This window comes from Leptolyngbya sp. FACHB-711 (assembly GCF_014695615.1).
Lineage (GTDB): Bacteria > Cyanobacteriota > Cyanobacteriia > Elainellales > Elainellaceae > Leptolyngbya_A.
In genome coordinates, this window is the sequence record NZ_JACJOR010000493.1 from 1 (window position 1) to 21,642 (window position 21,642).

General features: G+C 50.1%; 17 protein-coding genes, 2 pseudogenes and 1 riboswitch. Of the genes and pseudogenes, 8 read left to right on the forward strand and 11 right to left on the reverse strand.

Annotated features, from left to right (window positions below):
• Both H6F80_RS23195 and H6F80_RS23200 read right to left on the reverse strand, forming a co-directional pair.
• Positions 1–398: aminotransferase class I/II-fold pyridoxal phosphate-dependent enzyme (locus tag H6F80_RS23195; RefSeq protein WP_347277915.1), on the reverse strand; the 398-nt coding region annotated here is incomplete at its 3' end.
• A gap of 75 nt (positions 399–473) precedes the next feature.
• Positions 474–1,514: a 50S ribosomal protein L11 methyltransferase gene (locus tag H6F80_RS23200; RefSeq protein ID WP_190793892.1), complete on the reverse strand. Its 1,041-nt coding sequence runs from the start codon at positions 1,512–1,514 to the stop codon at positions 474–476.
• A 225-nt stretch (positions 1,515–1,739) separates the two neighbouring features.
• Between H6F80_RS23200 and ptsP the strand changes: the two genes are divergently transcribed.
• The 4 genes from ptsP (at position 1,740) to H6F80_RS23220 (ending at position 7,514) form a co-directional block, all read left to right on the forward strand.
• Positions 1,740–4,226, forward strand: coding sequence for a phosphoenolpyruvate--protein phosphotransferase (gene ptsP / locus H6F80_RS23205; RefSeq protein ID WP_190793893.1), 2,487 nt, complete (start codon positions 1,740–1,742; stop codon positions 4,224–4,226).
• A gap of 12 nt (positions 4,227–4,238) precedes the next feature.
• Complete coding sequence (gene pfkB, locus H6F80_RS23210; RefSeq protein WP_190793894.1) at positions 4,239–5,180, forward strand: 1-phosphofructokinase; 942 nt, start codon at positions 4,239–4,241, stop codon at positions 5,178–5,180.
• Between the two features lie 81 nt (positions 5,181–5,261).
• The gene (locus H6F80_RS23215) at positions 5,262–7,094 is read left to right on the forward strand and encodes a PTS fructose-like transporter subunit IIB (protein WP_190793895.1); all 1,833 of its coding nucleotides are present in this window, start codon (positions 5,262–5,264) and stop codon (positions 7,092–7,094) included.
• 171 nt (positions 7,095–7,265) lie between these two features.
• Positions 7,266–7,514 carry a hypothetical protein gene (locus H6F80_RS23220; RefSeq protein WP_190793896.1) on the forward strand — a complete coding sequence of 83 codons (249 nt, stop codon included), beginning with the start codon at positions 7,266–7,268 and terminating at the stop codon, positions 7,512–7,514.
• 449 nt (positions 7,515–7,963) lie between these two features.
• Here the strand turns inward: H6F80_RS23220 and H6F80_RS23225 are convergent, their stop codons facing one another.
• From H6F80_RS23225 to H6F80_RS30060, 3 genes and pseudogenes are all read right to left on the reverse strand, one after another.
• Positions 7,964–9,166 (reverse strand): BMP family ABC transporter substrate-binding protein, encoded by a 1,203-nt coding sequence (locus tag H6F80_RS23225; protein WP_190793897.1) that lies wholly within the window; start codon positions 9,164–9,166, stop codon positions 7,964–7,966.
• Between the two features lie 148 nt (positions 9,167–9,314).
• On the reverse strand, positions 9,315–10,274 hold the full coding sequence (locus H6F80_RS23230; RefSeq protein WP_190793898.1) for an MBL fold metallo-hydrolase: 960 nt from the start codon (positions 10,272–10,274) through the stop codon (positions 9,315–9,317).
• Positions 10,275–10,370: 96 nt separating this feature from the next.
• Positions 10,371–10,497: riboswitch (guanidine-I (ykkC/yxkD leader) on the reverse strand.
• Positions 10,498–10,726: 229 nt separating this feature from the next.
• A pseudogene (locus H6F80_RS30060) lies at positions 10,727–10,921 on the reverse strand (DDE-type integrase/transposase/recombinase); the annotation flags it as partial.
• A gap of 31 nt (positions 10,922–10,952) precedes the next feature.
• Here H6F80_RS30060 and H6F80_RS23240 point away from each other — a divergent pair.
• The 3 genes and pseudogenes from H6F80_RS23240 to H6F80_RS29295 all read left to right on the forward strand — a co-directional run.
• Positions 10,953–11,144: pseudogene (locus H6F80_RS23240) on the forward strand (IS1 family transposase); the annotation flags it as partial.
• A gap of 450 nt (positions 11,145–11,594) precedes the next feature.
• A complete protein-coding gene (locus tag H6F80_RS23245) occupies positions 11,595–11,840 on the forward strand; it encodes a helix-turn-helix domain-containing protein (RefSeq protein ID WP_190793899.1) in 246 nt (81 codons plus the stop codon).
• Positions 11,833–14,925, forward strand: a complete 3,093-nt coding sequence (locus H6F80_RS29295; RefSeq protein ID WP_199296772.1) for a PAS domain S-box protein — start codon at positions 11,833–11,835, stop codon at positions 14,923–14,925. Before H6F80_RS23245 ends, H6F80_RS29295 begins: the two co-directional genes overlap by 8 nt.
• Positions 14,926–14,952: 27 nt before the next feature.
• Here the strand turns inward: H6F80_RS29295 and H6F80_RS23265 are convergent, their stop codons facing one another.
• The 5 genes from H6F80_RS23265 to H6F80_RS23285 all read right to left on the reverse strand — a co-directional run bounded on the left by H6F80_RS23265 (position 14,953) and on the right by H6F80_RS23285 (position 18,842).
• Positions 14,953–15,651 carry a Crp/Fnr family transcriptional regulator gene (locus tag H6F80_RS23265; RefSeq protein ID WP_190793900.1) on the reverse strand — a complete coding sequence of 233 codons (699 nt, stop codon included), beginning with the start codon at positions 15,649–15,651 and terminating at the stop codon, positions 14,953–14,955.
• 433 nt (positions 15,652–16,084) lie between these two features.
• On the reverse strand, positions 16,085–16,783 hold the full coding sequence (locus H6F80_RS23270) for a Crp/Fnr family transcriptional regulator (RefSeq protein WP_190793901.1): 699 nt from the start codon (positions 16,781–16,783) through the stop codon (positions 16,085–16,087).
• Between the two features lie 76 nt (positions 16,784–16,859).
• Positions 16,860–17,246 carry a response regulator gene (locus tag H6F80_RS23275; protein ID WP_199296773.1) on the reverse strand — a complete coding sequence of 129 codons (387 nt, stop codon included), beginning with the start codon at positions 17,244–17,246 and terminating at the stop codon, positions 16,860–16,862.
• A gap of 255 nt (positions 17,247–17,501) precedes the next feature.
• A complete protein-coding gene (locus H6F80_RS23280) occupies positions 17,502–17,909 on the reverse strand; it encodes a DNA-binding transcriptional response regulator (RefSeq protein WP_190793903.1) in 408 nt (135 codons plus the stop codon).
• Positions 17,910–17,984: 75 nt separating this feature from the next.
• Complete coding sequence (locus tag H6F80_RS23285; protein ID WP_199296774.1) at positions 17,985–18,842, reverse strand: helix-turn-helix domain-containing protein; 858 nt, start codon at positions 18,840–18,842, stop codon at positions 17,985–17,987.
• 269 nt (positions 18,843–19,111) lie between these two features.
• Between H6F80_RS23285 and H6F80_RS23290 the strand changes: the two genes are divergently transcribed.
• The gene (locus H6F80_RS23290) at positions 19,112–20,059 is read left to right on the forward strand and encodes a CheR family methyltransferase (protein WP_190793904.1); all 948 of its coding nucleotides are present in this window, start codon (positions 19,112–19,114) and stop codon (positions 20,057–20,059) included.
• On the opposite strand, the gene H6F80_RS23295 is transcribed toward H6F80_RS23290, so the two are convergent.
• Entirely contained in the window at positions 19,984–21,582 is a 1,599-nt protein-coding gene (locus tag H6F80_RS23295) for a B12-binding domain-containing radical SAM protein (RefSeq protein WP_190793905.1), read from the reverse strand. The genes H6F80_RS23290 and H6F80_RS23295 overlap by 76 nt on opposite strands.
• Positions 21,583–21,642 lie beyond the last annotated feature (60 nt).

Consider the following 21,642-nt stretch of genomic DNA (forward strand, 5'->3'; position numbering starts at 1 on the left):
GGATAGACCGGATCGGTAACGGCAATCGTATTACTATCCCCAAAAATATCGAGAATATTGCCCGTATCGCACTTGGAGCCATCTGAGACAAAAATCTCGGAAGCATCAATGCCGCAGCCGCGAGCCTGGAAATCGAACTGAGCTATCTTTTCGCGCAGCCAGCCAAAGCCCTGCTCAGGACCATAGCCCTGGAAGGTCGATCGATCGCCCATTTCTTCAACGGCTTTGATCATTGCGGTGCGGCAGGCTTCGGGCAGGGGTTCGGTTACATCCCCAATCCCTAATCGAATGATTTTTGCGTCTGGATTTGCCTCCGCAAAGGCATTCACGCGCCGCGCAATCTCTGGAAACAGATAGCCTGCCTTCAGCTTAAGGTAATTGTCGTTAATCGTTGCCATGATAGATTCTCTGCGTCTAATCAGAACCATTATTCCTTAGATAGGGGAGACGCAGACAATTCTCTTGATGTGGCGTTAATTACGTCGCTGATGCACCAGCGCGATCCACTCTTCGGATTGCAATCGATCGATCGCTTCTAATCCAGCAGCAGTCATCGCTTCGTCAATTTGTTCTTGGTAGTCCAGCGTGTAGCCTGAGGTGATCAAAATGCCATTTTGAGGCGAGGTGTGCCGGAGTGCCTGGGCAAAACTGTCTGCCAGTGTGGTTTGAATTCGGGCGTATACATTGCTGACAATCAAATCAAAATCATTTTGAGGATTCAGCGTAGGCACTGCTTGGGGAAGATCGCCGCCCATCCAATGTCCTAGCTCGCTGCCACTGCCCAAACTGCCTGCCATTGCTTGAATTTGTGCGGTGACTTGATTGTGCTGTGCGGCAGCGGTGGTTGCCTGGACTGCAACAGGGTCATTGTCGATCGCCAAAACCTGCGCCCCCAGCTTTGCCAGACTAATGCTGAGAATGCCAGAGCCAGAACCCAGGTCGAGCGTGCTCATTCCGGGCTGAACGTATCGCTCTAGCAGTTGCAGGCAGAGCATGGTCGTCGGGTGAAGCCCGCTGCCAAAGGCAAGACTCGTGCCCATTTTTAAGATCACTTCGTTGGGCGTTTGTGGCAGATAGTGGGCAGCAGTTTGTTCTATGGAATTTGGCTCTGTGGAATCCGGTTCTGTGGAATTTGGTTCTGTGGAATCTATGAAAGAGGGGCTTTGGAGCGGCACAATAACAAAGCGTTGTCCGACACGCTGAATCTGGTTTAGAGCTGCTTCGTGACTGGCTGGCTTTTCTTCAACATGAGCGAATTCGGCGCGGGTGGTTAATCCGGTGCGATAAAGCGGAAACAGCAAATCATCAATGCGATTAATTTGTGCCTGACTGCCACCCTGTTCCGGGAAGTAAAGACAGACTGTAAACACCCATCGTTGAGGATTGTTTTGCTCCTGCAAAGCGTCATATTTTGCAGTGTGAATCTCGCCCTGATAATCGATCGAGGCAAGCAGTGTACTCACCCAATCGATCGCCTCAGCCGTGGTGTGAATTCTTAACTCTATCCAGGACATCGATAAATTTTTAATTTAGCCCAATAGTGTCACGCATTTTAATTAACTTTGAATCAACCGATCGACGTAGAAAAGCAAAAGAAATCCTTAATTTCTGCGGTTTCCGTTTCAGTTTTCAAAACAATCTATCAAATCGTTAACGACTTTCCCAGAAAACAAGTTCAGAAACTAAGCTGAGATTAATTGGGCTTTTGATAAAAAAATAACAATTAATTACTGCGAGATATGCTCGTTCTAGAAAAAAACGGTGTCAAGCTTGGTGCGTCTGTCACCAACAAAGCGGATGCGATCGAGCAGGTTGGGACGTTGCTGGTGAATACCGGGCACATGAAGCCCGGATATGTTCACAGCATGATGGCGAGAGAAAAAGTTGCGAATACTTATTTAGGCAACGGCATTGCCATTCCCCACGGGTTACCCCAGGATCGAGAACTGATCGAATCGACTGGAATTGCTGTCCTTCAAGTTCCCAACGGCGTGGAGTGGAATCCGGGGGAGACGGTGCATCTGGTGATTGGAATTGCAGCAAAGTCAGACGAGCATCTAGATATTCTGGCGAACCTGACGCAGGTTTTGGGCGATGAGGAAGCGGTGCAGCAGCTTGCCCATACGACTGAGCCGATCGAGATTGTGCAGCGTCTTACCAATGGAACCCAAACCCGATCGCAAAACGGTCACGCCTCCCCAGCAGCAGACGCAGAATCAGAGCTAGACTTCGATCGCGCGACGCGGGTGACCCTTCCCGGTAAACTTGGGCTCCATGCTCGTCCTGCCTCGGTTCTGGTGGATCTGGCAAAGCAGTTTCAGTCAGAGGTCGGCATTCGCTATCGGGGGCAGACCGGAAACGCGAAAAGTCTAGTTTCACTGCTAAAGCTAGGTGTCGCAGGCGGAGAAACGATTCAGATTTTTGCGAAAGGAAGTGATGCTGATCGCGCCGTTGCTGAGCTTCAGCAGGCGATCGAATCCGGGTTAGAAGACGAGGCAGAATCAGATTCAGCTGCGGCTCCTGTTCGCTTGTCTCAGTCCTTCACCTTTTCCACGCCGCCAATTCCCGGTATTGCCGCATCTCCTGGTATTGTCATCGCGCCCGTTTATCAGCTTCGGCGGGGCAAACTAGAATTTGCTGAGACCGCAACCGATCGCAACGCAGAAATGCATCGACTTCAGCAGGCGATCGTCACGGCAAAGCTCCAGCTTCAGGATTTGTATGAGTCGGTGAAAGAGAAGGCAGGAGCGGCAAAGGCAGCCATTTTCCTCGCGCAGCAGCAGCTTCTAGAAGACCCGGAATTGCAGGATGCGGCGATCGAAAATTTAGGAAACGATCGGAGTGCAGCCTGGGCATGGCAGCAGGCTTATGAACAAAAAGCAAAAGGAATTGAGCAGCTTGCCGATGCCCGCATTGCCGGACGAGCCGCTGATTTGCGCGACGTGGGACAGCGCGTGCTGCGGCTATTAGCCCATCGGGTCGAGGAAGTGCCGCAGATGCCTAATCAGCCTGTGATTCTGGTGGCAGAAGACTTGACTCCTTCGGATACTGTGAGTCTCAATCCGGCTTTGACGCTGGGCTTTTGTACGGCTTACGGCGGCACGACTTCTCACTCAGCAATTATTGCCCGATCGCTTGATATCCCGGCGATCGTGGGGGTGGGCCCATCGGTGTTGGAAGTGGCAAACGGAACGCAGTGCATTCTGGACGGGGAAAGCGGCAATCTGTACCCGAATCCGAGTGAGGCAGACCTGGCAACGGCACAAGCAGCACAGCGCGACCTCCAGGCACAGCGAGAAGCGGAACGACTGAACTGCTATCAGCCTGCCCTGATGAAAGACGGACTGCGGGTGGAAGTGGTGGCAAACATCGGCGCACCCCAGGAGGCAGAACGGGCAGTGAATGCAGGCGCAGAGGGAATCGGACTGCTGCGAACCGAGTTTCTATTTCTGAATCGATCGGAGCCGCCGACCGAAGAAGAGCAATTTGCTGCCTATTCCCAGATGACCCAGGCACTCAACGGACTGCCCCTGATCGTTCGCACGCTGGATATCGGCGGCGATAAGGCCATTCCCTACCTGAATCTGCCTGAGGAAGAAAATCCTTTTCTGGGAGTGCGGGGCATTCGGCTCTGTTTACAGCGACCGGATTTATTCCGAACCCAGCTTCGTGCCATTTTCCGCGCCTCCCAAACCGGCTCAATCAAAATTATGTTTCCCATGATCGCCATGCTGGAGGAGTTTCTTCAGGCGCGTGACATCGCGGAATCGGTGCGATCGGAAATTGGGGCTGATCCGGTCGATTACGGCATGATGATCGAAGTTCCCTCGGCGGTGCTGATGGCAGCAGAGTTTGCGAAGGAAGTGGCGTTTTTCTCGATCGGCACAAACGATCTGACGCAGTACACCCTGGCAATGGATCGCGGACATCCGGCACTGGCAAAACAGGCAGACGCACTGCATCCGGCAGTTCTACGGCTGATTGAACAAACCGTGCGGGCAGCTCAGATTGAGGGCAAATGGGTGGGCGTGTGCGGTGGCATTGCGGGTGAACCTCTGGGCGCAGCGATCCTCACCGGAATGGGCGTTACAGAACTGAGCGTCAGCATTCCCAGCGTGGCGGCAGTCAAGGCAAAGCTTCGCAGTCTGGCATTCTCCCAGGCACAAGATCTGGCGCGTCGGGCACTGCGCTGTCGGACGGCTCAAGAAGTTCGGGCACTGAGATAGGTCTTAAAGTCAATGAATCCTGCGATCGTCACCGTTACTTTAAATCCTGCGATCGATCACACGGCAGCCATTTCAAATTTTCGGGCTGGGGAAGTGAATCGAGTCGCGTGGGAACAGGCTGATCCCGGCGGCAAAGGCGTTAACGTGGCTTCGTTTCTGGCGGATTTCGGCTTTTCCGTTACGGCAACCGGAATTCTCGGTCAGGAAAACGCAGCCATCTTTGAGGGCTTGTTCGATCGCAAAAACATTGGCAATCAGTTTGTCACCGTCCCCGGACGCACTCGCACCAATATCAAAATTATTGATGAGGTTCAAGATCAGGTCACAGACATCAACTTTCCGGGACTGTTGCCTGAAGCTGAGGACGTGCAGCGATTGCATGAGGCGATCGATCGATTAGCTTCAACCCATGACTGGTTTATTTTGTCGGGCAGTCTGCCAGCAGGAATGACGACTTCGATCTATGCCGACCTGATCAAGCGGCTCAAGGCACAGGGCAAAACCGTGGTACTGGATGCCAGCGGTGAAAGTCTGCGGCAGGCAATTCCGGCGGCTCCATTTATGGTGAAACCCAATCTCGAAGAGTTGCAGGAGGCAATCGGACGATCGCTTTCCACGCTGGACGATCGCCTGGAAGCGGCCAGAGAGCTATTGGCTCAAGGCATTTCGACGGTGGTCATTTCGCTGGGGGCTGAGGGTGCGCTGTTTGTTGAGGCCGCATCGGCAGTCTGGGCACGTCCACCCCAAATTGAAGTGATCAGCACCGTGGGCGCAGGGGATGCGATGGTGTCTGGATTTGTGACCGCGAAACTGCGTCGATTGAGTTTATCCGACTGTGCCCGGTTAGCGACCGCTTTTTCGATCGGTGCGTTAAGTCAGGTCGGTCCGCGTCTTTCCCCAAAGGAGGTAATTGAGTCGTTTGTGAATCAGGTGAGCGTTGAGGTTTTGAATTAAATCTGCGATTTAGAGCCTTAAATCAGTCGTTAATGCAATCAGGAATGCAAGCAAGATTTTTGTGAATGAGAAGGAAACAAAATGGTAACACCTAAAAGAATTGTGGCGGTGACTGCCTGCCCAACCGGAATTGCCCATACGGTGATGGCAGCAGAAGCACTGCGGAAGACGGCTGAGATGCTGGGTTATGACATTAAAGTTGAAACCCAAGGAGCAGACGGCGTTAGAAACGCGCTATCAGATGCGGATATTGCAGCGGCGAATTTAGTGATCCTCGCAGCAGATATTCACGTTAATCTCGATCGCTTTCAGGGCAAACCGCTCTATTTAGTCTCGACCAGCACGGCAATCCGCGATACGCGCCGGGTGGTAGAACTGGCAGTTATGCAGGCACAGGAACAGTCGGCTCCATCTCGTGCCCCGACCAGCGAAGCGTCAACCAGTGCATCCTCAACTGGCGCACCCGCCGATAGCGGAACATCGAAATATTTGGTAGGCATCACCTCCTGTCCCACGGGCATTGCCCACACCTTTATGGCGGCAGAAGCTCTGCGAAAAGGTGCGGAAGATCTGGGCTATGACATTAAGGTTGAAACTCAGGGATCGGTTGGCGCAAAAAATCAGCTCACTGGTGAAGAGATCGATCGCGCCGATGCAGTCGTGATCGCGGCAGATACTTATGTTGACACTTCACGCTTTGGCGGCAAACGACTTTACCAAACCTCGACCAATCATGCCCTGAAAGATGGGAAAGGCGTGATTCAATCTGCCCTGGCACTGCCCAATCCCGACCCGGCAGAAGACGGTGAAGCAAACTATCTGGCATCGGTGCGGCAGGCAAAGGCAAATCAGTCAGCGCAGCGATCGGGTCCGTATAAGCACCTGCTGACCGGGGTATCTTATATGCTGCCCGTGATTGTCGCAGGCGGTTTGATCATCGCGCTGTCGTTTGTGTTTGGCTTAACGCCGGAGCCAGGAACGCTCGGAGATGCACTGCTACAAATTGGCGGTAAGTCTGCCTTCGCGCTGATTGTTCCGGTTTTGTCGGGCTTCATTGCTTTTTCGATCGCCGATCGTCCGGGCTTGGCTCCCGGTTTAGTGGGCGGTTTGCTTGCCTCAAATCTGGGCATGGGCTTCTTAGGCGGAATCGTGTCGGGCTATCTGGCGGGCTATATTGCCAAGTTCGTGCGAGATAAAATTAACCTGCCGCAAAATCTGGAAGGCTTAAAGCCTGTGCTAGTGATTCCCCTGCTCTCGACGCTGGTGGTCGGCTTGCTGCTGATTTATGTGTTTGGTGGTCCGGTCAAAGCAATTCTGGATGGCATGACAGCGTTCCTGCAAAACATGGGACAAACCAACGCTGTGATTCTGGGCTTGATCCTGGGCGGCATGATGGCAGTAGACATGGGCGGACCCGTTAACAAAGCGGCTTATACGTTTGCGGTTGGTTTGCTGGCAAGCAATGTGTTCGCGCCGATGGCAGCAGTGATGGCAGCCGGAATGACGCCGCCGCTGGGCTTAGCTTTAGCGACGCTGATCTCTAAACGGCAGTTCTCCGACGATGAGCGTCAGGCGGGCAGAGTGGCTTCGGTGCTGGGCATTTCCTTTATTACTGAAGGGGCGATTCCGTTTGCAGCAAAAGATCCGGTTCGCGTTTTGCCTGCTTGCGTTGCTGGGTCAGCCATAGCAGGTGCGCTGTCGATGCTGTTTGGCTGTACGCTGCGTGCGCCTCATGGCGGCATCTTTGTTCTGGCAATTCCAAATGCGATCAGCAATGGCGGCTTGTATGTGGTGGCGATTGCGATCGGTACATTAGTGACGGCATTGACAGTTACCCAGCTCAAGCGAATGCAGCGCAAGACACAATCGGCTGACACCGCTCAAGAACGGGAAGCTGTGCCGCTGGTTCGCTAAACCCTAACGCTTTTGCACGAGAATATGGACCCGGTGAGGAATCTGATTCAGTATCAATCCTTCACCGGATTTTTTTCAGGCAGGAGATAGAGGGCAGAAAGATGACGAAGCGCGAAGCTGATAAAAATCGAAGAATGAACCACAAAGTAGGACAAACACAGGATTAATAATATGAGCGAGCCAGAGAGTAGCCCAGAGAGTAACCCAAAAAGTGAGCCAACCCTGAATCAGCCAGATAATCAGCCCGATAATCAGCCAGATAAAGCTCGGCAGCAGGCACAGCAGATCGATCGTGAATTGCAAACCTTACAGCAGCAAATTGATGCCGTGGATGATGAAATGACGTCCGATCGCATCAATAAGATTATGCAGGAGAGCGACAAAAATGCGGATGAACTGAATCAGCCTAAGAAGGGTTAGACGCTAATTTTCCTGCGGAAGTTGATGAACTCATGAACGAGTTTGCGAATGGAATGAGAGAAAGGTAGTCAGGATGCAAATGATTATCCTTTGCTGCGTAAAGATTCCAGTCTTAGAGTTGTTCTTTCTTCCAAGGCTGACACTGTTGGCAAAACATTGCTTAACGCACTGAAGGACCTGAATCTTCGTCGTTCGCTGGCTGAAACTCACTGGGTTTTGTAAGTTGAACAACGACGGAATGGGCGGTTTAGCCACGAAAAAATAATTCACTGACAGTATCCAATGCTAAGCAATGCCCAATTACACCTTATTTAATCCACATTCCTATCGATTACCGATTGGGCACACGCTCTGCGAGAATTAGCCCCCTTCCCCCTGCTAAATTATTGCCAGTGCGATACGGTACAAATGATCCAGTGTGGCTATTATCGTGCTGATACCTTAACCTTCTACGATTTAACGTCTCCTTCTATCCCTTCTACAAACCAATCGATCGCGTTGAGCCGTGGGTCACCCTGTTGGTAAGATTCCCCGGCGGCGATTACCACATTGCCCTTGTTATCCTTTAGCTCGCCTTTGAAAATCGTCAATTGCCCAGACAGAATCTGCTGCTTTGCCTTGTCTACGGCTGCCTTTGCTTCTGGTCTCACTGCTGTCCCGTAGTCGGAAATTTTGGAGAAGGATTCCTTCAATCCGCCGGTGACTACTTGCGCTACGCCGCCATTCATCAAGGTTTTACCGTTTTGAAACATTTCGGCATAGTTCTTGTAAATTTGCTCCCAGTTCCATTCCACACCCGTTAAAAATCCCTTTGGCGCAATGTCCTTTTCATTAACGTGATATCCGCAGCTATAAATTCCTCGTTGTTCAGCAGTTGTGATTACCGTTTTGGGGCTGTCTACTCGCGTAATCACTACATCTACCTGCTGGTCTACCAGACTGTTAGTTGCCTCGGCTTCCTTAAGCGGCAGTGACCAATCTCCAGTAAAAATGGCTTGTACCACAATGTTCGGATTGACGCTTTTTGCCCCCAACGTGAAACTATTCACCTCTTTCAGCACCACTGGAATTGGTTTGGGAATGACAAATCCTAGCTTGCCCGTTTTAGACATGGAGGCTGCTACAATCCCTGTAAGATAGGCGGGTTCCATCAGGGAACTGAAGTAGGAACCGACATTTTGGGGATGAGATGGCTCTAAGGGGTGGTTGGGATGGAAAAACTGCACCTTTGGATATTCTTGAGCCAGTTTCAGACTGTGGGGCTCAAAATATCCCCAGGAAGTAGGGAAAATTACTTTGGCTCCATCTTGCTCAATCATGTTGCGCATGGTTTCTTGCACAGCAGTGGATTCAGGCACGCTTGCCTCCTCTACCAACTTGATCCAGGGAAAATCACTCGCCATTCGCGCTGCTGCTGTCGCATGGGCCTGGTTGTAGCCATAGTCGTCTTTCGGACCCACATAGATAAACCCGATCGTCATTGGTTCAGTACTACCAGCAGTAAAAGAGGATGGACTGGGGAAATCACTCGTGGAAGAAGAGGAAGAAGTACACCCCGTCCAAATTTGGGAAGTGATACTAAAAGCTCCAACGGAAAGCAACCCACGAATCACGTTACGACGAGGCAGAATCAGACGGCGAGGCTGAGACATAGAGGAAATTCCTTCAATAGTGAATAGTGTCTTGGTTCCCCTTTTATTTAGACGCTTGCAGTTCCTCGAAGAGTAGGAAACTAAGGGGAGCGGTTCGAATGAGTGATTCCAATGAGTGAATGGTTAGGACATGAAGCGCTCAATGCTATTAAGCCGGACGCAAATCACCGGGGGCAGCATTAGGGTCCATGTTTTCGTAGCTGAAGTAGCGATCGGGAATACTGTTATAGATAATGTAGTCATCGAAAGCGTAAATACCGGGAGCTCCGTTAATTTGGGCGATTGCCTCTTTCACAGAATGCAGCTGCGCTACGGTCATTTGCAGGGGACGTTCATGAGGTTGGTAGTTGGTACGGATTAAGTAATCCAATCGTGGATAAATTGACATTTCCACATGACATCCCAGCAAGTGGGTGATAGGGTGGGTATCGGTGAAGGCAATCATGCGATCGATGCTGTTGCAAAAGGCGTCCCAGTCACGAATGTAGAGCCGCCCCGGATAGAGCAGATCACCCGTAAAAAAGAGTTGTGTATAGGGGTCATAGATCGAGACTTCTGCATCTTCATGACCAGGGGTTCCCATCACTTGCAGCACCCGTCCCCCTAAGTCAAACGGTACCACTTTATTGGGCCAGTCCTGAAACCCATAAAACGCGATTGTTTCAGCCAAACTATGACCCACGATTATTGTATTGGGGCGATCGAAGAACTGAAAATCACCCTCAAAGTGATCGCGATGCAAGTGGGTATGTGCCACCACCAGAGTATAGTTGTCGCGCGGATATTTGGTTAACCACCGGTCAATCAAGTCATCCACCGTTTGCCGCAGGGGAAAGAACTCTGGCGATCGGGTTGCTCCAGTATCTAGCAAGATAGCGTGATTGTTGCCAAACAACAAAAATATGAACGGCGCTTCATAGTGCACTGCCATGTTTTGCCGCAAAATATAGGTGTGTTCGTTGTAAGCATGAACCTGGATATCGGGATCAGTATTATGCTTCGCTGAGATGGAGCCATGAATCCAATGAACATTGAGATCACCTAGTGCAGGACAATCCAGAATGAAGTTAATTGATTCAACTGCGTTTGTTTGTAGGGATGAATTCATGAGCAATACCTCGATAAAGAGAAATGAACGCTAAGTGCAATAACCTGATCAAACAACAAAGCCCAAGAGAGCTGCACCTTAAGCAAGATGTCTGGCTTCTCCCGGGCTTTTATCCCGCCGTGTAGCTAGCTCCGTTGTACGGAGATACAACTATGCCAGCCTGCCTCTCTCGGACCAGCGCTGCTTGCAATTCTGCCCAGCCGGAACCCTAGAGGCGATAGTAATCACTTGAGATTGGCTTTAAAGAGGTTAGATTAGCTTGAGTAATTATTAGAAGATTCAATATAATATATGCTCGAGGATGTCCTGCAAAATTGTGTTGATCGCTACAAATAATCAGATATATAGTAACTTTTCGTTGCTGCCAAAAGATTAGGAGCAAGGACGATCGTTAAGGGGGTTGTGTCACAAAAACTCTTTAAAGACAAACGATATCTATCAAGGTCATCGTCTTAAGCAGTTACTCCAGAGAGTGCTTCGATAAATCTGACCTGAGATACAATACCCCCTCGATTGATGCCATTGACTTGTCCTTTGCGGATCATATTCATCGCTTCAATCCCGCTCAACGTTCTTCTCGCGCTGTTGAACGACTTAAACCCCATCATCAGTTTCACAATTCGCTTGATGTTCCGATGATCCTGCTCAAAGAATCGCAGAAATTGCCGTCACTTAAACAGATGGCATCGCAGACAGAACAAGTTTGGCAAGCGATGGGAACAAACGAAGGTGACGACGCGGTTAATGGTGAGTTATTTCAACTGGATTTGGCAGCATAGCCGGTTAAAGACTACTGCTGCCCAGCGAGCAGGATTAACGCAACGACCTTGGACTTGGCATGATCTTGTGACTTACCCCACCATTATTTAATGCACTACCGATTTCTGTCGCAATTTGCTGACTGGTCCGCATAGATAAGATTTAACTTCAAAAGCAAGCGTGAGGAATTGGCAAGCTGAGATTTCCTCTTTCTGACGAGCAAGTACTTGCAGAGACGGCGAACACAGTATATTTGCTGATCCTCTTGCTAGTTTAGCGTGCCTACCGCATCGTGAATTTTCCTAGTGCATCTTCAGGAGAGCTTTTTTGCGAAAGTGTCAAAACTGAGTACTCAAATCCCGATTCTCAATAGGGTAGTGTTCTAAACCTGTGTAAGTTTCTAGGGACTAGTCATTCAGACTGTAACAACAGATTAAAAAAAGATTAAGAACAATACCTCCTCTTCCTTCTACCTCCTCTTCCTTAGGAGTGTAGAACAGGTTATCCCTTGTGTCCTATGGTGTAATAAGTGACCTTGTGGAGCAAGTGACAATCGCAGCAATGCCTACCGCATCTCTACCCATCGCAGACTTAGTTCGCCATCTGCGACAGCATCTCAACCTGTCTCAGGAAAAATTTGCTGCAAAATTAGGCGTTTCTTTTAAGACGGTGAATCGCTGGGAGAAGGGGCATTCACTGCCTTCACCAATGGCACTGAAGCTGATCGAAGATTTGTTGAAAACGATCGGCGAAGCGGGGAAAGCCTTGTTGGAGGAGTATTTTCCAGAGGGGAAATCGGATGTCTGAAACGTCATGCTCTGTGGGTTTGAACGATATTTTGATTACAGCAGCGTTAGCACAAAGGTCGCCCCGAACCCCAAACCTACAAGCGGAGACTCAAGCCCTACATACATTGGCGCGGCAGTTTGCAGAACAATCCCAAACCCTGCTCAAGACACTGGTGACGGTGGCGAAAGATCTGTGCCAGGCAGAAGCCGCCGGAGTCAGCTTACTGGAAGTGACGCCCGATGGGGAGGAAGTCTTTCGCTGGGTTGCCGTGGTTGGAACATTAGCAGACTATGAGGGGAGCACAGCACCCAGGCACTTTAGTCCCTGCGGAGTCTGTTTGGACAACCGATCGCCGCAACTGTATTCCTATCCTGAGCGGTATTTCACGTATATTCAGAAAGCGAAACCGACGATCGTTGAGGGTTTGGTAATTCCGTTAATAGGCGCAAATCAGCCATTTGGCGCGATCTGGATTGTGTCGCATGACGAAACCCGGCAGTTTGATCGCGAAGATGTGCGTGTCATGACCAGCCTCGCCGACTTTACCGCTGCTGCTTTGCAGAATCTGCATCTGCGTCAAACAGCAGAGGTTGCTTTGCAGCATGAGCAAGCTGCCCGTCGAGAAGCCGAAGCCACCCGTCAAGCCTTGGATGAATCGGCACAGCGAGCGATTGAGATTCTAGAAAGCATTACTGATGCCTTTGTATGTGTGGATCAGGACTGGCGAATCACCTATGCCAACCAGGAAGCCGCTCGGCTAGCCAATTTGCAACCCGAAGAACTGCTTGGAAAGTCGCGCCAGGAAATGCAGACCTTCACAGATCCCTGCACAGTGCCAGGTAATTCTTGCGATCGGGTAATCGCGGCCGTTCTTGAACAAACCTATGATCGAATTACCGCAGAGTCGGGGGCAACCCACTTTGAGACGTTCGATAATGCCTCCAGGATGTGGCTGGAGGTTCATGCTTATCCCTGTAAGGTAGGCTTCAGTATTTATTTTCGAGATATTACGGGGCGCAAACAAGACAAAGTCATCCACCAGCAAACAGAAGCCGCCTTGCGGGAGAGCGAATCTCGCTTTCGTTTGATTGTTGAAAGCGTGAAAGACTATGCCATCTTTACGCTCGACCTTAATGGCATCGTCACGAGCTGGAATCCCGGAGCCGAACGGATATTGGGTTACGAAGAGTCTGAAATTATCGGTCAACCGAATTACATCATCTTTACGCCCGAAGATCGAGAGACTGGACAAGCCGACCAGGAACTTCAGACGGCGCTTAATGAGGGACGAGCAGAGGATGAACGCTGGCATCTTCGCAAAGATGGGAGCCGTTTCTTTGCCAGTGGCTTGATGATGCAACTGCGTGATGAAGCGGGCAAGGTTCAGGGATTGGTCAAGATCCTGCAAGATATCACCCAAACGCACCAGGCACAGGAGCGGGAGCGGTTTTTGTCTCAGGCAAGTGCGGTATTAGCCGGGACACTCGATTACAAAACCACGCTGTTTAACATTGCGCGGCTCGCAGTTCCGTTTTTGGCTGATTTTTGCTTCTTTGATATCCTCAGCACCCGTCAGCAGATTGAACGAGTGGCATGGCATCACCGCGATCCGGGAAAGCGAGATTGGTTTGAGCAGCTCCAGCGATATACTCCTCCCCAGGAGCGGGAGAACCACCCAATCATAAAGGTTCTGGTCACGGGTAAGGCAAATCTGGTTTCTCATGTGACTGATGCATGGATGGAAACAGCCGCGATCGATCCTGACCATCTGCAATTTATGCGCGAGTGTGAGCTGCGATCGCTGATTACGGTTCCCCTGATCGCGCATGGTCGAAAGCTGGGCGCGTTAACCGTTTGTTCAACCGCAAGCTCGAATCGCCACTACACGCAGATCGATCTAGCACTGGTAGAAGAATTGGGACATCGGGCAGCGTTGGCACTCGATAACGCCCGGTTGTATCAGCAGGCGCAGGAAGCCAACCAGATGAAGGACGAGTTTTTAGCAGTGCTTTCGCACGAGCTACGATCGCCCCTCAACCCAATTCTGGGCTGGATACAGCTTATGCGGAAAGGGAACTTAAACCCCGCAAAAACTGCAAAAGCCTGGGAGACGATCGAGCGCAATGCCAAACTGCAAGCCCAGCTCGTTGAAGATCTGCTGGATATGTCGCGCATTCTTCGCGGCAAGCTGAGCCTTAACGTAGGACAGACGGATTTGGCAGCAATCATTCGCGCTGCAATTGAAACGGTACAGGTTGCAGCCCAGGCGAAGGCGATCGAAATAGAGACAAGGCTCGATCCGCAAGTTCCAGTCGTGATGGCAGATGCGACCCGATTACAGCAAGTCGTTTGGAATCTGCTCTCAAATGCGGTCAAATTTACACCAGAAGCAGGACGGATCGAAGTCTGGTTAGAACAGGCGAATCACCAGGCTCAGATTATTGTCCGCGATACGGGCATCGGCATTCACCCGAACTTTTTGCCCTATGTGTTTGACTACTTCCGGCAAGCCGATGGCGCAACGACTCGTCGATTTGGCGGACTGGGGCTGGGGTTGGCGATCGTGCGTCAGTTGGTGCAGGCGCATGGGGGAACGGTGTGGGCAGAAAGCCCAGGAGAGGGGCAGGGCGCAACGTTTACAGTCACGCTACCGCTGATGCTTGCTGAACCCGCCGCGATTCCAGACAACCCACCCTCCGAGGATGCTTTTAATCTACAGGGCACTCAAATTTTAGTGGTCGATAACGAGCCAGATGCGCTAGAGTTTGCGGCTTTTGTGCTGGAGCAAGCTGGAGCCAAAGTGATTCATGCAACTTCCGCCACCGAAGCGTTAGCCCTGTTGCCCGAGTCGCATCCAGATGTGCTGCTGAGCGATATTGGGATGCCCGATATGGATGGCTACATGCTGATGCGGCAAGTGCGATCGCTTTCCCCGGCGCAAGGGGGACAAACTCCAGCGATCGCGCTCACGGCTTATGCCGGAGACATTAATTCTCAGCAAGCACTCTCAGCCGGGTTTCAGCAACACCTGACTAAACCGGTCGAGCCAGAGACATTAATTCGAGCGATCGCAGATCTAATTCAGCAACAGCAGTGTCAATGAACCGGGCAAAACTGAAGCACTCTCCCGCTACTGGTGTCCCAGTAAGCGATCGTATTCTGTTTTGGTTCTTCTAAAACATTCACAGCCGGAAGCTTCTAGCCCAGCCTGGTTAATAATTTGAACACTTCCCCGGCGATATTGAATCAGTTTGCGCTCCTGAAGTTTTTGTGCGGTTTGCGTCACTCCTGCCCGGCGTACGCCCAGCATGGTGGAGAGAAATTCCTGCGTGAGCGGCAAATTATCGACATAGAGCCGTTCTTGGGCTTCCAGCAGCCAACGAGACAACCGTTGCTCTAGCGGGTGGAGGGCATTGCAAGCCGCCGTTTGAGAAACCTGCGCCAGAAATGCCTGCAAACAGCGCAGAATCACGTCGTGCAGTTCACCATTGCGATCGAATTCCTCTCGCACAGTCTGAACGTCGATCTTCATCGCACTGCCTGAAATTTGTGCCATAACCTCGGTCTGGGTTCCTATGTCGTTTCCCAACAGCGCATGAATGCCCAGCACTTCTCGACTGCCCACCATTCCAACCTCTGCGGTTGCACCGTTTTGCATCGTAATCGTGACCGAAAACAGACAGTCGATCGGGAAATAAAGGTGAGTTAACCGTTCTCCAGATGTATAAATAACCTCGCCCCGTTCCAGGGTGACGTGATTCAGATGAGGGGCAAGTCGATCGAATACAGCAGGGGAGAGGGCAGCCAGTATCCGATTTTCAGGAATCATTTACGAGAGGCTCCAAAATGGATGAGAGGCTCTCCATAGAACTCATCTCAAGAGTTAAAGATCAAAATCTATCAACTGATCAGCAGGAATTGGTAAACTTCTTAAGCTTGCTAATTCTAAGCTTGCTAATTCTAAACCTGTTGATTCTAAGCTTGTTGATTCTAAGCTTATTAATTCAGTGTAGCGATCGTTACGATTGGCTTGTGTGAGTCTAGCGACCTAAAGATCTTTAAGGTGAGAAGTTTTTTTAGGATGCGTTAGTGTGTAGCGCATGGTTTTCAGAGAGTTGAGGAATTGTTGCGTTACGGGTTGCGCTATAGAATGCGTTAGAACGACTGCCTAATATAGGCTACAGCCTATAATGTCTATCGATTGAGTTTCTAATAGCCTGAATCTATTGTTTCGTTGTACTGCTTTGTTTTGTACTGCTTTGTTATTGTTGCCCTAACAAGCGATCGTATTCTGTTTTGATTCTTCTAAAGCATTCACAGGCAGAAGCTTCCAGCCCAGCCTGGTCAAGGATCTGCACATTGCCGCGACGATATTGAATCAGTTTGCGTTCCTGAAGCTTTTGAGCCATCTGCGTAACGCCTGCCCGACGTACGCCCAGCATCGTTGCGATAAATTCCTGCGTGAGCAGCAGATGATCAGAGTGAATTCGCTCCTGCGTTTCGAGTAGCCAGCGGGGAAGGCGTTGTTCTAGCGTATGAAGTGCGTTGCAAGCTGCCGTTTGGGAAACCTGCGCCAGAAATGCCTGCAAACAGCGCAGAATCAGGTCGTGCAGTTCACCATTGCGATCGAATTCCTCTCGCACAATCTGAACGTCGATCTTGATCGCACTGCCTGGAACTTGTACCACAACCTCGGTCTGGGTTCCTACGTCGTTTCCCAATAGCGCATGAATGCCCAGCACTTCTCGACTGCCCACCATTCCGACTTCTGCGGTTGCACCATTTTGCATCGTAATCGTGACCGAAAGCAGACAGTCGATCGGGAAATAAAGGTGGGTTAACCGTTCTCCAGGGGTATAAATAAACTTGCCTTGCTCCAGGGTGACGTGATCCAGATGAGGGGCAAGTCGATCGAATACAGCAGGGGAGAGAATCGCCAGTATTTGATTTTCAGCGGTCATTAGAAGTCTTGGAAGCTTTAAAAAGAGCACTGAGAGGCTCTATAAAGAACATATCTCAATATTGAGAGAAATTGGGTTATTGATAAGCAGTTACTGCCTGACCGAAGTTTGTTACGCAAGCGACAGCTGCAATTAACTCATCAAGGTTTACGGGTTTCGATAAGTGCTTGCAAAAGCCAGCAGCAAGAGATTGTATCCGATTGTTTGCAGTGGTGCATCCAGTCAGGGCGATTGTCGGAATGTGCAGGTTGTGAGCAAGTTCAAGGGCTTTAATGTGGCGTATCAGAGAGTAGCCATCTTCACGGGGCAAAGCAAGCTCGCTAATCACAAGATCGGGGGGATTGTGCTGCATGATCTTGAGCGCTTCACTAACGCAATCTGCCGCGATCGCTTCAACCCCGTATTCTTCAAATAAGATTATTAATAGGTCTCTGGAGTCCGCATTACTATCGACCACGAGCACTCGCAGACCACTCCGTAACCCGGTTAGACTCCACATAGCAGGGAATATTTTCACAGCAAAAGGGTTTAGTACAACGGATGTAGACAAGACGCACATTCCCCAGGATTCCACAATAAGGCGATAAGGTTTACACCCTAGACTTAGAATAATTCTTAACAAGGGCGGAGTCGGTACGGTTTCGTACGATCAAACAAAATAGCTCAGATATCGTTACCCCTGGCAGTGTATTAGTTGTACCAAATTAGTTGTGCCCAATTAGCTGTGGCAAACCGGGCAAAGCTGGTATAGAAGCTGCCGGAGCTGCTGCCCATCTTCCAGATAAGTCACATACTCGCTTTCACCCATCTGCACGTTTTGCCCTTCTAGCTCAACGCCATACTGCTCTGCCATGATCACAATGGGGGTGGTGCTAGAAACGTCTGCCTCTTGGCGAATGTTACGCCCGATGTCGATAAACTCCTCGATCGATCGCCCAAATTGATTCATCAGAAGCAGGTCAAAAAGTTTGCCTTTCCCCCTGATCCATTGAATTGCGTCTGCTACATCGAGCGTCACGATGACATTGTAACCCCAATTACGAAGGTTCTCGACGAGAATAGGTCTAACGCTGTCATCTGGCTCAACCAGCAAAATAGTTGGCAAAATGGATTGCTTCTGACTCACAGTTTCGCGACCTTACTTCAGCAACACATGCTCCAGTAATCAATACTCTATTAACACATGCTCCAGTAATCAATGCTACGGTACCATACCTGAATTCACTGGTAGAAGGCGATCGTATTCTTCTCTTAAGGTCTGAAAGCATTCACAGGAGTATGTCTCTAACCTTGTTCGATCCTGAATGTGGATGTGCCCCCGGTTGTAGCGAATGAAACCTTTCTCTTGCATAATTTGAGCCCTTTGCGTTACCCCAGCCCGACGGATCCCCAGCATATTTGCAATAAATTCTTGCGTCAGGGCGAGGTCATCTCCCTCCACCCGGTCATGCACTTCCAGAAGCCAACGCGCCAACCGCTGGTCTATCTGGTGCAAACTATTGCAGGCACTTGTCTGTGAGATCTGGGCAATAAAGGCTTGGGTATAGCGCAGTATCACATCGCGCAGGTCTTTGTTCTGATCAAACTCATTACGCAAGATCTCAGAATCGATTCTTAAAGCTTTGCCTGGAATTTGCACATTATAGGTCGTTTGCGTGGTTTCTTGACCTCCCATCAGGCTATTGATGCCTAACACTTCTCGATTGCCAACCATGCCAGTTTCAGCGGTTGTACCATCCCACATAACGATCGTAATTGACAGCGCACAATTGAGTGGGAAGTACAGATGGCGAATCTCATAACCCGGTTCGTGGAGGCGATCGCCCGATTGTAGCGTGACCTCTCTCAAAAAAGGAGAAAGCTTGTTAAATAGTGCCTGAGGCATCGCATTCAGCAAGCGATTTTTAGTCCTCATCACGTTTTGTACTCCATCTTCTATATCTTCTGTATCTTTTATATCTTCTGTATCTTTTATATCTTTTATTTCTTCTGTATCTTTTATATCTTCTGTATCTTCTATATTATGTCTTATCTTGTGGTCAGAAAGCAGACCCCGCACTCCGGTTAGAGATTATCATCCGAAGCGGAAGGAGTTAAGGCAAAATGCACTGAAGAAAGCGCATCCGACCTTCACCTGACCCTTTCCTTTGTCCGATACCGTACTGAAATTTGCTTGCAGAGGGACTATTCTTCGGGGGGGGTAAAATCTACCTCAGTCAAGATCTGAAACTAATTGCGTTGTCAATCTTGTTGATGCTTGAACCCTTTTACTCTCCCGAAAGAGATGACGTTGGCGTTTTCTCCGATACTTGATTCTCCTACATGCCTATGGTTCCAACATTAGCAGCAACTGAGTTAGAAGACTTGCTGATTTATCTCAGCCAGGTTCATTGCGTTGACCTCCGAGGCTACAAACGCTCTACACTCCTGCGTCGTACACGGGTGCGCATGCAGTGCCTCAAGGTTGAAAATTATCAAGATTATCTTGATTATCTAGAGCAGCAGCCCGATGAGGTGCCCCAGCTCTTAGACACCATTTATATTAACCTCACCGGCTTTTTTCGCGATCGCTTCGTTTGGGATTATCTGGCAAATGAGATTATCCCGCAGATCATTGCGAACAAAGCACCCCACGAACCGATCCGCATCTGGAGTGCGGCCTGTGCATCAGGAGAAGAAACCTATTCACTGGCGATTCTATTCGCAGAAGCCCTGGGCATCGAGCAATTTCAGCAGCGAGTACAGATCTACGGCACAGATGTTGACCCAGATGCCATTCGGCAAGCGCGTCAGGGTTATTATCCCGCTTATGCGATCGAAGCGATTCCGCCTGCCCTACAAGCGCAGTATTTTGAGCATCGTCAGGATCTCTACTGCTGGCGGCAAGATCTTCACTGCTCGATCAATTTTCAGCTTCATAACCTGATTCAAGATCCGCCCCTGCCTCAGATCGATCTACTGGTTTGCCGCAATCTGCTCATTTATCTCACCCCAGAAACCCAGCTTCGGGTGCTGGCTCGCTTGCATCAGAGTTTAGAGCAAACCGGATTCTTGCTGTTAGGACAGGCAGAGAACCTGGTGACTCCTCCTGAAACATCGCTATTCACGCCGCTTCATCTGCGAGCCAGGGCATTCACCAAAACGCCAGGAACGACCAAGGCTTATCGTGCCGGACGCTCACCCAAGGTAAAGGTATCGGCTCAACTTGCAGCTAATTCACTTGCAGCTAATTCACTTGCAGCTAATTCAGTGCTTCTTGACTCAGTCAGCATATAGCGTGTGAGTTGAGTTTCAATTTCATCGCGCACAATCTGACGATAGTCGATGAAATGCTCTAAGTGAGCGCAGTTGGTCAGGTAATGCTTAAACACGCCTGGGTTATGGCGAATGATAGAAAAGAGCTGTTGCCAAAACTGCCAGCGCGTATTGCGCTTTAACCCCTGTCGCCAGCAAATGAGAAACAGTGCCCGCAGGTCTGCCAGTTCAGGCAGCTTAAACTTTTTCTTGCGATGCTGAGGCGTCATGTCAATAAAGTGACGATAGACCCGCGCCAGGTAGCGATCGGGTTCATACAAATCCCAGAAGCATCGAATGTATTCACGCGCAATTTCTTCAACCGGGCGAGTGGGAACAAAATTAATCAACGTCGTCTGGTGAATATTCGCTTCGTTTCCGGTGTCCAGCAAACGCCCTTCTTTTTGCAAACGATGCGACAGTGCAGTGTTGGGTAACGCTTGCAGCATACTGAAAAGTGCCTGCGGAATTGCAGTCGCTTCTACAAAATCGATAATGCGATCGCCTGCACCCGATTTTTCGCCATCAAACCCGATAATGAATCCTGCCATGACGCGCAACCCGGTTCGGTTGATGGTTTTCACCGACTCGATCAGCGAGTTGCGGGTATTCTGAAATTTTTGCGTCAGTGATAAACTGTCGGTGTCGGGCGTTTCAATGCCCAAAAAGACCGCCGTAAAATTCGCAGCAATCATCAGATCCAGGAGTTCCTGATCCTGCGCTAGATCAACCGAAGCTTCGGTCGAAAGACTAAACGGATAGCCCCGCTCTGCCATCCAGGGAGCTAACTCTCGCAGCAGCAGTTTGACATTCCGCTTATTGCCAATGAAGTTATCGTCTACCACAAAGATCGATCGCCGCCAGCCTAGGTCATACAAAGTCTGCAACTCTGCCAGCAGTTGAGCCGGGGTTTTTGTTCGCGGCTTCCGCCCATACAGCACAATAATGTCGCAGAACTCGCACTGGTAAGGGCATCCGCGCGAGAACTGAACCGACATATCGCTATAGGCCTTGAGATCAAGCAGGTCAAAGCGGGGAACGGGCGTAAAGGTAACATCTGGCTTTTCACCATTGGCACGAAACACACCCGATGTTTCTCCTCGCTCCAGTGCTTCAACAAAGAGCGGCAGGGTAATTTCCCCTTCATCCAGCACCAAAAAGTCTGCCCCTGCCTCTTGAGCGGCTTCAGGAACAGAAGTTACATAGGGTCCACCTACAGCAACCTGCTTGCCACGACGTTTTGCTTTCTCAATCAGATACAGCATGTCGTCTTTTTGCACGATCATGCCGGAAATGATGATCAGGTCTGCCCAATACCAATCGGCTTCACTTTCATAGCCAACGTTGCGATCGACCAGCCGAAACTCCCAGGATTGCGGCAGAATTGCGGCAACCGTAATCAAGCTTAGCGGAGGAAGAGAGACTTTGCGCCCAATCAGTTCCAGAGCTTTATCAAAAGACCAGAACGACTTGGGGAAGAGAGGATACAGTAATAAAACTCGCATAATATATTTACTCAATTCAATTTCGGTTCAATCTTTGTTTAGTCTCGGTTCAAGTCCGGT